This window comes from Caballeronia glebae, assembly GCF_001545035.1.
In the GTDB taxonomy this organism is placed as follows: Bacteria; Pseudomonadota; Gammaproteobacteria; order Burkholderiales; family Burkholderiaceae; genus Caballeronia; species Caballeronia glebae.
Genome location: NZ_FCOJ02000024.1, coordinates 90,370 through 102,876, shown reverse-complemented (window position 1 = coordinate 102,876; position 12,507 = coordinate 90,370). Strand labels below are relative to the sequence as shown.

At 58.1% G+C, this 12,507-nt stretch carries 8 protein-coding genes and 1 pseudogene; 6 read left to right on the top strand and 3 right to left on the bottom strand.

Annotated elements, in window-relative coordinates; genetic code table 11:
• Positions 1-93, bottom strand: a pseudogene (locus tag AWB82_RS36785) (IS5/IS1182 family transposase); the annotation flags it as partial.
• 523 nt (positions 94-616) lie between these two features.
• Between AWB82_RS36785 and AWB82_RS18150 the strand changes: the two are divergent.
• From AWB82_RS18150 to AWB82_RS18135, 4 genes are all read left to right on the top strand, one after another.
• Complete coding sequence (locus tag AWB82_RS18150; RefSeq protein WP_235023340.1) at positions 617-1,885, top strand: lipopolysaccharide biosynthesis protein; 1,269 nt, start codon at positions 617-619, stop codon at positions 1,883-1,885.
• Between the two features lie 188 nt (positions 1,886-2,073).
• A complete protein-coding gene (locus tag AWB82_RS18145; RefSeq protein WP_086969573.1) occupies positions 2,074-4,389 on the top strand; it encodes a GNVR domain-containing protein in 2,316 nt (771 codons plus the stop codon).
• 71 nt (positions 4,390-4,460) lie between these two features.
• The gene (locus AWB82_RS18140; protein WP_159462599.1) at positions 4,461-5,975 is read left to right on the top strand and encodes an endo-1,3-alpha-glucanase family glycosylhydrolase; all 1,515 of its coding nucleotides are present in this window, start codon (positions 4,461-4,463) and stop codon (positions 5,973-5,975) included.
• A gap of 37 nt (positions 5,976-6,012) precedes the next feature.
• A complete protein-coding gene (locus tag AWB82_RS18135) occupies positions 6,013-7,425 on the top strand; it encodes a hypothetical protein (protein WP_086969569.1) in 1,413 nt (470 codons plus the stop codon).
• A gap of 38 nt (positions 7,426-7,463) precedes the next feature.
• Here AWB82_RS18135 and AWB82_RS18130 read toward each other — a convergent pair whose 3' ends face one another.
• On the bottom strand, positions 7,464-8,429 hold the full coding sequence (locus AWB82_RS18130; RefSeq protein WP_086969567.1) for an O-fucosyltransferase family protein: 966 nt from the start codon (positions 8,427-8,429) through the stop codon (positions 7,464-7,466).
• A gap of 39 nt (positions 8,430-8,468) precedes the next feature.
• Positions 8,469-9,419, bottom strand: coding sequence for a GDP-L-fucose synthase family protein (locus AWB82_RS18125; protein ID WP_086969565.1), 951 nt, complete (start codon positions 9,417-9,419; stop codon positions 8,469-8,471).
• A 361-nt stretch (positions 9,420-9,780) separates the two neighbouring features.
• Here AWB82_RS18125 and AWB82_RS18120 point away from each other — a divergent pair, with 361 nt between their 5' ends.
• Both AWB82_RS18120 and AWB82_RS18115 read left to right on the top strand, forming a co-directional pair.
• Positions 9,781-10,899 (top strand): DegT/DnrJ/EryC1/StrS family aminotransferase, encoded by a 1,119-nt coding sequence (locus AWB82_RS18120; RefSeq protein WP_086969563.1) that lies wholly within the window; start codon positions 9,781-9,783, stop codon positions 10,897-10,899.
• A 123-nt stretch (positions 10,900-11,022) separates the two neighbouring features.
• The gene (locus AWB82_RS18115) at positions 11,023-12,507 is read left to right on the top strand and encodes a mannose-1-phosphate guanylyltransferase/mannose-6-phosphate isomerase (protein WP_096031437.1); all 1,485 of its coding nucleotides are present in this window, start codon (positions 11,023-11,025) and stop codon (positions 12,505-12,507) included.

Here is a 12,507-nt window from a genome sequence, read left to right as displayed (position 1 = left end):
GCGCCCCGGATAACGGGCCCGACGTGGCTTCGGAGGGGGCAGCAACGGTTCGATGAGTGCCCAAAGGTCGTCGTCGAGTAGCGGCTTGGCCATGTCCTTTTCACCGTCGAAACAATGAAAAGGTTAACAGCATTCATCGAGGGTTAACAGCCCTTTCGTTCATTTTGTTAAGGGCTCTTAGAGCCTGAAGGCGTTTCGCGAACGGCGCGCGAGACAAACGGAAGAACATTCTCCCGGGACGGACGTCATCGTTCGATCAAGAGAGCGGCGTAAAACCACCGAGAGAGGCCCGGACGTGACGACGATCGAGGATGTGATTGCGAGAATCGACGGACCGCGCGTAAGCCGTCCGTTGTGTCTGCCGGGCGCGCCTGAGTGTGGCTACACGCGGCATAATTGCGCCAGGGCCGCGGTTCGAAGCACGATGGTTACGTGCGCCTAAGCGATGCCGCCTCCTCTTGCCGCCCCGCGCCGTATGCTTTTCGCAATGTCTTCGCGTTTGTTCGAGATGTTGCCATTCGGCGTCGGCCGATCGGAAGGACGCGACAGGGACCGATACCGGCGAGCCGCGCTCACGATCGCGTGCAACGTCTGCAGTTCAGGCCTCGCGTTCATCGTGTTGATTGCATCCGTTTCGTGGACGCTGCCTTATTTGGGTCAGCAGCGATTCGGCGTATGGATGACGTTCTCAAGCCTTGCCGCAACGCTTGCCATGCTCGACTTCGGCATTGGCAATGCTCTTCTCAACCTCGTTGCAGGGGCGCGAGCGAATGAGGACCCGCGCCGCATTCGTGAACTGATCACGCATGGCGTATGGCTGCTCGGTACTGTCGGCGCGATTTGCGGGGTCTTTCTGTACGTGGCGCTCCACATCTTCGACTTGCGCCGCATATTCGGCCACAGCGCCGACGCCGCGAACGAAACGCTCACGGCCGCGACGCTGTTTCTCGTTCTGACTTGCCTGAACATTCCTTTGGGTGGCGTGAAGCGCGTGTGTCACGGCCTTCAGCGAGGCTGGGAGCAGCATATCGTGAGCTCCGTCGGCTATCTGATCTCGCTGCCGCTCTTGTATTGGTCTTGCATGCGTCATGCATCGATCCCGTGGCTCTTGTGCGTCACTTATGGCATTCAGATTTGCATGTCGTCGTGCCTCGTTTTCCGGCTGAATCGACAAGGATTGCTGGGCGCAATCTCGGGCGCGGGGCGCGCCACGATGTGGTGCGATTCGAAAAAGATCCTCAGCATGGGATCGATGTTCTTCGGCTTGCAGGTGGGCGTCATGTGCGCGAGCGGCTTCGACGCGCTCATCGTCGCGAAGTTGCTGGGCGTGGCCGAAGTCGCGAAGCTCGCTGTCGCGCAACGGCTGTTCCAGTTTCTGACGGTCGGAATCTCGATGCTGACGGTTCCGCTGTGGGGCCTCTACGCCGATGCAAAGGCGCGAGGAGATACGAACTTCCTGTCGATGACGCTGAAGCTCTCGATGTTAGGCACAGGGGCGATTGCCATCGTGACTAGCGGGTCGATATTCGCGGCTTCGTCGTGGCTCCTGAGCAAGTGGGTCGGCAATCACCTCAGTATTCCGGTCGCGCTGCTTTGCGCGGTTGCTGTCATGTCGGTAGTTGATGCATTCGGCAATGCATTCGGCATCTTTCTCAACGGCGTTGGCGAACTGAAATCACAACTGGTAGCGGTCTGCGTAAGTTGCGCGGTTTCCCTTTCGCTCAAGTTCTGGCTCGTTTCCACATTCCACGAAGTCGCCTGGGTGGTGTGGGCGACGGTGATAGCTAGCGTGGTGTCGGACTACTGCGTGTATCTGAGCCTTTTCAGAAGGCGCATATTTGCCCATCTGAGCGTTCCCGATGATAAAGGCGCGAGTTCGGCATAAGCGAACGACCGGCTTGAAAACGCACTGACGTTGATCGGCCGCGTTGCCGTTCGCGCCAATGTCTTGCCACATTCGGTCAAGCGCGCCGGCGCAGCAGCGGGCTGGCTACATTCAAGGCTGTCGGAGCTGGTGGAGTGTTTGGTCGGCAACACGTGAAACTTTCACTGACGATTGTCGGAGCGTTACAGATGACTAAGGACTTCGCAGACGACGTTGCCTTGCCGCGTGGCGAAATCGCAGACACCGTCACGGAATCGTATATACGGTTCCTGAAACGCAACTATAAGGTTATCGTCGCCACGACTGTAATCTTCGGTAGTGTCGCGTCGGAGTATGCAATTCTCGCAACTCCAATCTATCAAACGAGCATGTTGTTGCAGGTTCAAGAGCCACCCGAGTCCGCGGGTCGAAGCTCGCTCGAAGATGTCTCGTCGCTGTTCGCGGTGAAGCCTCGTGCCGCAACGGAGATTCAGAAGATTACGTCGCGCAGCGTTCTGGAAGCCGCGATTGCTCCGATGCATCTGGACATCTCGCTTGTTCCGCGGCGTGATATCTGGACTCGCGCGCAATCTAAGCTGAGCGCAGCCTGGCGCAGAATCGGCGGCGACACTGAAGCGAGCGGAGTTCAACGGGGATCGGCTTCCGTTGCGGAGTTGCCCGAGAGCCTGCGAAAGAAGCGATTGCAAGTGGTGTCGGAAGGAAGCGGCCACTATCGTCTCGTAACACCTGACGGCGAGACCTTCAAGGGCGCCATTTCAACTTTAGAAACCTTCAGGACGAAGTACGGCGCAATCTCGCTCAAGATCGATGCTCTTCCGGGCGATGCAGGCCAGGTGTTCGATCTTCGGCGTCTATCGCGCTCGGCAGTGGTCGATAACCTTCAGGGAAGATTGAGCGTCACGGAGCGCGGGAAAGAATCGAACATAGTCAGCGCGTCTCTGGAAGGCACCGATCCCGTATTTATTCGGAATCTGCTTCATGCGATCGGCACGACATACGTGTCGGGTGAGGAGGCCAGAAGAAGCGCCGATGCGCAGAAGTCCATGGAAGCGTTGAGCACGGAACTGCCCATTCTCAAGGGCCAAATCGAGAAGTCGGAAGATCGGTTTAGCCGGTTCAAGAACGAGACAGGCTCGGTCAACCTCAGCGAGCAGGCGAACGTAGTCATCAGACAGCTAGCCGATGTTCAGGCGAAGATGACAGACCTTAAAGTGCAACGGCAAGAGTTGTTGCGAAGGTTCACGAAGGACGACAGCACGGTACTTGCAGTCGACCGGCAAATCACTACGTTAAGTGCACGTGCAACGCAGTTGGAAGCCGAAGCTCGGATGTTGCCCGAACTCGAACAACAGGCGCTGCGGCTTTCACGTGATATCAGCGTCAACAATCAACTCTATGCAGGCCTGCTTTCCAACATGCAGCAGCTTCGCTTCATCAAGGCCGGCAGAGTGAATGAGGTACGGTTGATCGACGACGCAACGCTGCCGGAAGAACCGATAAAGCCGCGGCGCTGGCTCATCGTTGCGCTAGGAATATTGGGCGGCGCTTTTCTGGGAATTCTTCTGGCGCTCGCAAAAAAGGCCTGGTCGGGAAAGATTGACGGTCCCGATGATATCGAGCGACGCACGGGCTTGCCTGTCTTTGTGAGCGGGGCGTTTGGAGACGTCTCTCGCGCGGCATCTTATCGCCAAGGCATCGACGGCGTCCATGCACGCGAGTCGAGCCAGTGCCCCGATTCGAGACTTCCGTCGGGCGAGAGCTTGCGTCGCTTTTCAGCCATCTTCGAGCATAAGATGCACGAATCCGGTGCGCGCATTGCGCTTTTTAGCGGGGTCAATGCGTGGACAGGAACGTCATTCGTCGCCGAGCAAGTCGCTGCTCAACTTGCTCAAAATGGCGCTCGTGTGCTGCTGATAGATGCCGATGCTCGCGCGGGCCGGTTATCCAAGAGACGAAATGCCGGAGCTGCGCCCGGACTCTCCGATGTTATCTCCGGCCGCAGCACGTTCGAAGAAGTTGTCCGACATGGCTCAGCCGGGGATTTCGACTTATTGCCCAGCGGAGTGCAAAAGGACGGGGTGCCCGCCAGCTTATCAAGGGATACACTAGGAAGATCACTGACGTCTGTTGGCGATCGTTATCAGTTCGTGATCCTGGACGCTGCGCCTGTGCTAAGCGCGGCGGAGACGCTCGTCATGGCGCGACAGGCGGGATGCGTATTCGTCGTCGCGCGGTCGAATCTTACGAGGCTCGCCGATCTTACGGCGTGCGTCGACGCGTTCGAATCGATCGGCGTTCGGGTGACTGGGGCCGTGCTCAATACTCTCGGTCGCAGGAGGCGTTACCGTTCGGCAGCCGTCCCGGTTCATGGCGTCGAAGCGTCGCCCACTGCCTCGAATACGCGCGGCTCGTCGAGTGCGTTTGGCGGAACTTCGCTGACAACGCAACGTGAGGCGATTCGTGACGGCATGACGCCTCGTCCATCGGGACTTCACGAAACATGAACGATCTGCAGATGTGTAGCGTCGGTCGAGCGGGCACGGACCACGGGCCTCACGGCGGACCCCGTCGCGCTGTGGCGGCCATCGCCCTGGCATCGATGGTTTCGGTGGCATCGACTTCGGCGCGTGCCGCCGATCCTACTAGCGCACAGTGGGCTGCTTTACAGAAAAACGCACAGTCGCTCGTTGATACGGAGTCACCTTCGTCGGCCTGGCCCTTCGCGATCAGCACCGCGCTGATAGGAACCGGCCATCGACCTTATGTATTCGCCCATTACTTCACTCCGTTTCCTCTCTCGATCGATAACCTGCCAGCGCGCTCGGACTATTACTGCACGGAATACTTGACGCGTAGTGGTGAAGGAAGCAAATACGCGAGCGTTGGCGGCTACTTGCGCGATCGGCCCTTACCTTTAACCCGTTACACCACTAGCGTGTATAAGGAGCGCGCGCTCGCAGTTGAGATATTGCGCGCGAGGAAGATAGACCTGGATGGTTTCGGCGTGGATATCCTGCAACTCAACAGCGGCACACTGTGGGACGACGTAATGCGCGTCTATTCGGTTGCGCAACATGTCGCGCCTAACTTCATGATTTTGGCTGAACCGGATATGGCGTCGCTCGACGGTGTGAGTGTGGCGGACATGGTCGCGGCCATACGTGTTATCGCAGGACAGAAGAACGCGTTTCGGCTGGCCGACGGCAGCCTGGCAATCGCCCCTTTCTACGCAGAGAATGTCAGTCAGAATTTTTGGGCGGATGTGATTCGCGGGGCGGCCTCCGCGGGCGTGAACGTCACCTTGATTCCGATTCTTCTGGACCCTTCCAAAGCTACCGACTTTCGCACGATTACGGATTCCTTCTCGTTCTGGGGCGTTCGGACCGTACCGGAATCGATAGATAAAGGAGGTTGGGAAGATCAGGCGCTCACGAATCTGGAATCCTTCGGCGCAGATATCATGACGCCGGTCGCGCCTCAGGACTCCCGGCCAAAAGACTCGCAGTTCTGGGAAGCGCAAAATTCCGCGCTCTTTCGCGCCCAATGGTCTCAAGTGACATCGCGAGATCCCGCCTACGTGCAAATCGTTACTTGGAACGACTACTCGGAATCGACACACGTCTCGCCTTCTGTCGGTACGCAGTATGCGTTTTACGATCTGGCGGCGTACTACATTGAATGGGCTAAAACCGGCAATCCCCCGCCGATTGTTCGAGACAGCATTCTCTACTTTCATCGCAGGCAAATCTTTTCGCCGGGCCGGTCTTCGACGCCGGAGGCTGCTATGGTCGAAGAGGGCGTGGGCTCGGTAGTGAACGACATCGAAATGGTCGCCTTCTTGACTGCTCCAGCTGTCATGCGGATAACGGCGGGCGGCACCGACTACACGTCTAATGGTGTGGCGGGCTTGAACGTATTTCGCGTTCCGGCAGTTCCTGGCGCACCGAGTTTCGCCATCGTTCGAAACGGAGCCACCGTCGCTCAGGTAACGTCTAATACCTCGATCGTTTCGACAGGCACTGCGCAAGACCCGTTATACATCGGCGGGGGATCCACCCGCTCACCCGTAAGTCTGGTATGCAGCCAGTAGTTCACGCAGCGCGCTCACCAAACAACATGGCGGCCTCATGAAAAGCCCGGCGAACGTGGTCTCATATCTTGCGTTAGCTATTTTCCTGCTCGCGGTGGAGCTATATACCTTGGGGATGAGTTCGGGACACGACCCGCTGATGTTCTTGTCCCATGTCTTGTTGCTCGGTGTGGTCCTCTTTCATCTCGGCATGAACTTGTTCGATAGAAGTCGATCCTTCGCGGACGCTTCCGTCGTGGTCTTCGAGATTACTTTTCTGATACTCGCGCCGGTTCTCCAGCTAGCCTATAACGCCCAGGTTCTCGTAAACACCATGCCTTTCGACGACGCATCGGCGTTGCAGGCGAATCTCATATTTATCGTGTTCATCGTCTCCTACCTCGGCGCCCGGCATCTATTCCCGCGCACGATTCAAGTACCATCGAGTCATTCATCGGCGCCATTGACGCTCAGATATGCCGCGCTGATTCCTGTTCTGGCGGTCTGCGCCGTGGCCGCGTATAGCGCATTCAATTTCGCCAGCCAACTCCAGGCCGGCGATCTGGATGGGATCGACGTCACACCTTTAGACATGATTCGTGCAAAGGTGCTCTTCTTTCTGATCGTTCCCGTTTTTATTGTTATCGTCTCACATCGTCCACGTCGAATCGGGCTGTTCTGGATCGCATTCGCGCTATCCGCGCTCGTCCTGCTACTCATTTGTCAAAATCCACTCACCGAAAAACGAAACGCGCTTGGACCTATCTACCTGACGCTGCTCGCATTGGCATTTCAGCGACACCTCAGAAGTCCGTCGCGTGTGTTCTGGATGGTATTCGTTTTGAGCGGACTATTTTTTCCTCTTTCCGAGTTGTTCACGAATAACAGAATCGATAAGTGGCCGATTTCGCTGTCGACGATCGAGAGCTTCTTCGAGGAACACTTCGCCTCCACAACCTACGACGCGTGGGCCAATACGGAAACCATCGTGGAAATGGTGAGCCGGGAGGGAATCAATGCGGGCAGGCAGCTTGCGGGTTCGCTATTGTTTTTCGTTCCGCACACTGTCTGGCCCGACAAGCCGCTGGCGACCGCGATCCTGGTAGGCGAGTACCTGCAGCGAAATTACAGCATGTGGTTCCTCAACTTGTCCGCGCCGTTGCCTGCGGAAGGTTATTTTGATTTCTCGTGGCCAGGCGTCCTAGCTTATGGTTTCTTGCTAGGCTATTTCTCTCGTCGCGTCGACGTATTGGTCGAGTCGCAAGTACCGCTTCGGCGAGCGCTCGGCTGCTATCTTTCGTTTTATATGGTGTTCGTCCTGCGTGGATCGCTGATGGTTGCGGTTGCTTACGTGGTTCCTGTTCTGGTCACGTTTCAACTCGTCTCTCTGCTCCTCACTTCACGTGAGCGTAGGGATAACACGCTGCGCACGGCCAGGTCGCTATACGGTGGCGCGGTTCGCCGAAAATAAACCTGTGCCGTCCTGTCTCGGCGCGCGTGCGGCTTGGTTCAGACCAGACTGCCGCTCATGTTCTGCTCTTGCCCGACCCAGATCTGACTGTCGGGAAACCAGAACTCCTTGGATTTCGGCGGCGCCGCCAAGGTCACCGGCAGGTCCGGGTTGAATATCTTCGACCATGCCGACAAATAAGAGGGCATCTTCACGAGATGGCCGCAGTTCGAAAGCAGCAGACTTGACACGAGTGCTTCGCGCCCGATCTCCAGTCCGGGATGACCGCTGAAATGCACCGGCTTATCGCCGTTGGACAACAATTTAGCGGGCGCCACATTGATCGGGCGCTGAAATGGCCACGCACAGAAGAATTCGATGAAAGCAGGCTCGTCGCTGGAAACGAATATGTTGGTGAACTGCGGGTTGAGCATAAGCGTCTTTTCGACGAGCCGGCAAAAGTCTGCCCAAGGAAGTGTCGCCGCTTCGAATTTCTTGTCGGTGCCTCTGAAATGCACACCCAATGTCGACGCGCTGATCTTGAGTCTTGTACAGGTCGTTTCGACTTCTTGACGTATATGCTTTGCGGGGCGGTAATACGAGCGAAACAAATCGCTCGCGCTTCGCAAGCGAAGCGCCGCGTCATAGCGTTGTCGGAAACCCAGTTGAACCGGATCGCGCACGGTGGACGTCCATACCCTGTGCGCCATCTTCTCGCCGCTCGCAGGCCGGACGCTTTCGAAGAGCGCCGAAAACCAGTCGATCGTGCCTTTGGCGTCGCCGTATAGGCCGCCTCGTGCAGATATTTGTGGAGTAAGCCGGTTCTCTTCGCAGTGCGTCAGGATGAAAAGAACCATTTGCATGATGGCGAAAAAGCCGCAGTTCTCCCTTATCTCGATGGAGAAAACACCGCGGTTCAGCCGCTGCCGCGCGAATAACATCGAGCGGCTGGGTGTGGCGAGAGAGTACTTGAATGCTTCACTGCGCCGCAGCTTTTTCAACTGATCGACTACCATGCGAAACATGTTCGACCCCCGTTGACTATGTTCGCTGGAATGCGATTGTCACGCATCGACGTACCCGGTACGCTGCGCGTTCTTCGTGAAGTCGGCATAGGTCGCCGCGATGCCGTCCCTGAGTGAAATCGTGGGCGTCCACCCCAAGGCGGAGAGCCTCGACACGTCGAGCAACTTTCTCGGCGTTCCATCTGGTTTCGAGCTATCGAAATCGAGCGAGCCCTGAAAGCCTATGACGTCGCAAACAAGACGAGCGAGGTCCGCAATCGCTATGTCGCGTCCACATCCGATATTGAATGTGCCCTCGGCGTTGTCGCTGTCGAGCAATGCCAATACCGCCGACGCCAGATCGTCCACGTGCAGGAATTCACGTCTCGGCGAGCCGGAACCCCAGACTGAGATCGACCGAAGTCCGTTCATCTTGGCTTCGTGTGCCTTACGGATGAGCGCGGCCAGAACGTGCCCGTTTTGCAGATCATAGTTATCGTTCGGACCGTAAAGGTTCGTGGGCATTACCGAGATATAGCGCATTCCATGCTGGCGGTTATAAGCTTCACAAAGCTTGAGCCCGGCGATCTTCGCAATCGCATAGGCTTCGTTGGTCTGCTCGAAGCCGCTCGTGAGCAGATATTCTTCCTTGATCGGTTGAGGGCAATACTTCGGGTAGATGCAGGAAGAACCGAAGAAGACCAGTTCGGGCGTGCGCTTCGTGAAGGCCGCGTGAATTACATTGGTCTCGATGACGAGATTCTCATAGAGAAACGATGCCGGTTGAGTGGAGTTTGCATGTATGCCGCCGACCTTTGCGGCAGCGAGTAGCACGACGTCGATGCTTTCCTGGCCAAAGAAGTCGGCCACCGCGCGCTGGTCCAGCAAGTCGAGTTCTTGTCTGGAACGCGTGATTAAGTGGTGATAGCCGCGACTGGCGAGATGCCGGACAAGGGCCGAGCCGACCATGCCCTTGTGACCGGCAACAAATATCCGAGAACCTTTATTCATGTTGGTGCTCAATCGTCCATTGAGGTGCGTTGATCGGAGCGTGAGGCCCGATGTGCGATTGCCAGATTAGCGAGGCATCCGGGCAACCATCAGCTTGTGGCGGACGGTGGCAAGGTATTGTCGCGACCAGCCTTTCCTCGTCATCGATGTGCCGCCGCCAGCAGCGTACCAAGCACCGCTTATCAGGGCGAAACCCGCTTCAGCCAACGTCATGGCATATTCGGCCACCCCGCCTGGCGAGCCTTTCCCGGGTCCTATGCTCCGTGAACGCATGCAGGCCGTTGATGAAGCAATTCCTTCGTTAGCGGACCGGCTCAGACGAGCCATAAAGCATCGATCTTGACACCAGGAGAGGGACCTGATGATTCCGGTAAACGAACCCCTGCTCGAGGGAAACGAGAGGACATACCTTAACGAATGCATCGAAAGCGGCTGGATCTCGTCGGACGGTGTATTCGTCGAGCGCTTCGAGCGGGCCATGGCCGCCTATGTGGGCCGCAAGCATGCGATCGCCGTCGCGAACGGAAGTGCGGCGCTGGACGTTACCGCGGCCGCACTGAATCTCGGTCCGGACGATGAAGTGATCATTCCCACGCACACGATCATCTCCTGCGCGTCGGCGATCGTTCGCGCCGGCGCGCGTCTGCGACTCGTCGATTCGAATGCGGATACATGGAACATGGACGTAGCGAAGATCGAAGCGGCCATCACGGAGCGCACGCGCGCGGTCATGGCGGTGCATACCTTCGGTCTGCCCGTCGACTTGAAGCCGGTGCTGGATCTCGCGAAGAAGTACGGCCTTGCCGTGATCGAAGACGCGGCGCAGGCTATCGGGCTGACTTATGAGGGAAAGCAATGCGGTAGCTTCGGGGATATTTCCTGCTTCAGCTTCTATGCGAACAAGCACATAACCACGGGCGAGGGAGGCATGATCCTCTGCGACGATGACGCACTCGCCGCGCGCGCAAGGAGCCTGCGAAACCTTTGCTTCAAACCCGAGAGGCGATTCGTGCATGAGGAGCTGGGCTGGAACTATCGTATGAGCAGTCTTCAGGCGGCGGTCGGGCTTGCGCAGTTCGAAAATCTCGATGAGCATGTCGCGAGAAAGCGCGAACTGGGGCGGCGTTATGAAGCGCTTCTGCACGACGTGCGAGGACTCGAATTGGCGCCGGTCGCGTGTTCTTATGCCGAGAACATTTATTGGGTATTCGGCGTGATGCTGGACGATCGCTTGCCCATAGGCGCAGACGAAGCACGCGCGATACTGGCCGATGCAGGCGTCAGCGCGCGGCCATTCTTCTGGCCCATGCACGAACAACCGGTGTTTCGCAAACAGGGGTTATTCGACGGAGAAAGTTATCCGGTCGCCGAGCGCATGGGCCGGCGCGGCTTCTATCTGCCGAGTGGACTTGCGCTAACCGAGGCCCAGCAGGATCACGTGGTGGCGGCGGTTCGAAACATGATGGGCGAGTATCTCTAGAGATCCCGCAGCCATGCGCGCGGGGCATCGTCTGCTTCATATGACCGTCATCCCTCGCACCGATGATGGGTCGACACATCACGGAGTGCAGCCATGGAGAACGCAATGAGTTCGGCCGGCTCGATGTCGATAACCAATGCGCTAGCGCCGGATATGCAGTCTTGCCGTCGCATCGTGCCCGTCATACTCGCGGGCGGATCGGGCACGCGCCTCTGGCCGATGTCGCGCGAGCAGTTTCCGAAGCAGCTCATCGGTGTGGTGGGACGCGACTCGTTGTTGCAGGCTACGGTCTTACGAATGGACGGATTCTCAGGCGTATTCGACGTCGACACGCATCCGATCATCGTGTGTGGCGAGGAACATCGCTTCACGACCGAGGAGCAGGTGCGGCTATGCGGCGTCGATGCGAAGATCATTCTCGAACCAGCGCGCCGGGATACGGCGCCCGCGCTTACGCTCGCAGCGCTTGCGGCCGTCACGCGTGATGAAGACGCGATCCTGATCGTGATGCCTTCCGATCATTCCATCGCCGATCTTCCCGCGCTACACGAAGCTATATCGACAGCGGCGGAATACGCTGAGCGCGGAATGATCGTGACGCTTGGCGTTCCGCCCACGCGGCCCGATACGGGCTTCGGCTATATCCGCCTCGGCGAGCCGCTCGAAAACGGCGCTCATGTTATCGACCGATTCGTCGAAAAGCCCGCGGCCGAACTCGCCGCGCAATACGTCGCCGCGCAAACATACTGGTGGAATAGCGGTATCTTCATCGTCCGCGCTAGCGTGTGGCTCGATGCGCTTGCGCATCTCAATGGCGAAATGCATGCGACATGCACAGCGGCGCTCAAGGATGGCAAGGCGGATGGTCGCTTCTTCCGTCCTTGTCCGCATCAATTCGGCCGCGTGCCGTCCGACTCGATCGATTACGCAGTGATGGAGCACATCGGCGACGCCGGCTCGCCTTGCAAGGGCGTGGTCGTGCCGCTCTCGGCGGGATGGTCGGATCTCGGTTCTTGGGACGCGGTGTGGGAGGCCATGGAAAAGGACGGTTCGGGCAACGTCGGAAGCGGCCGCGTGGTTTTCGAAGGCGCGACGTCCAGCTACGCGCGCTCCGATGGCGGAAGACTCGTCGCGTGTGTGGGCACCGCGAACCTCGTGGTCGTCGATACCGACGATGCCGTGCTGGTCGTCGATCGCTCGCATGCGCAGGACATCAAGCGCCTCGTCGCGCGTATCCGCGAGCAACACGCGCCCGAGGCCGAAACGCATCGAAAGGTCCGTCGTCCGTGGGGCTTTTTCGATTCGATCGAGCACGGCGAGCGCTTCCAGGTGAAGCGCATCGTCGTCGCGCCGGGAGCGCGGCTTTCGCTGCAGATGCATCATCATCGCGCGGAGCATTGGGTGGTCGTGCGTGGCACGGCGCTCGTCACGCGCGGCGACGATCAGTTCCTCCTGTCGGAAAACGAATCCACCTTCATTCCGCTCGGCGTGCGGCATCGGCTCGAAAATCCGGGTAAGGTGCAACTCGAAATCATCGAAGTTCAATCGGGCTCGTATCTCGGCGAAGACGATATCGTGCGCCTGGACGATTGCTACGGCCGCATTTGA

Bases quoted from the DNA above. Each gene is read 5' to 3' on its own strand.
- AWB82_RS18135 (WP_086969569.1), top strand. From the start codon at position 6,013: ATGAAAAGCCCGGCGAACGTGGTCTCATATCTTGCGTTAGCTATTTTC.
- AWB82_RS18115 (WP_096031437.1), top strand. From the start codon at position 11,023: ATGTCGATAACCAATGCGCTAGCGCCGGATATGCAGTCTTGCCGTCGC.
- AWB82_RS18125 (WP_086969565.1), bottom strand. From the start codon at position 9,419: ATGAATAAAGGTTCTCGGATATTTGTTGCCGGTCACAAGGGCATGGTC.
- AWB82_RS18145 (WP_086969573.1), top strand. From the start codon at position 2,074: ATGACTAAGGACTTCGCAGACGACGTTGCCTTGCCGCGTGGCGAAATC.
- AWB82_RS18130 (WP_086969567.1), bottom strand. From the start codon at position 8,429: ATGTTTCGCATGGTAGTCGATCAGTTGAAAAAGCTGCGGCGCAGTGAA.
- AWB82_RS18120 (WP_086969563.1), top strand. From the start codon at position 9,781: ATGATTCCGGTAAACGAACCCCTGCTCGAGGGAAACGAGAGGACATAC.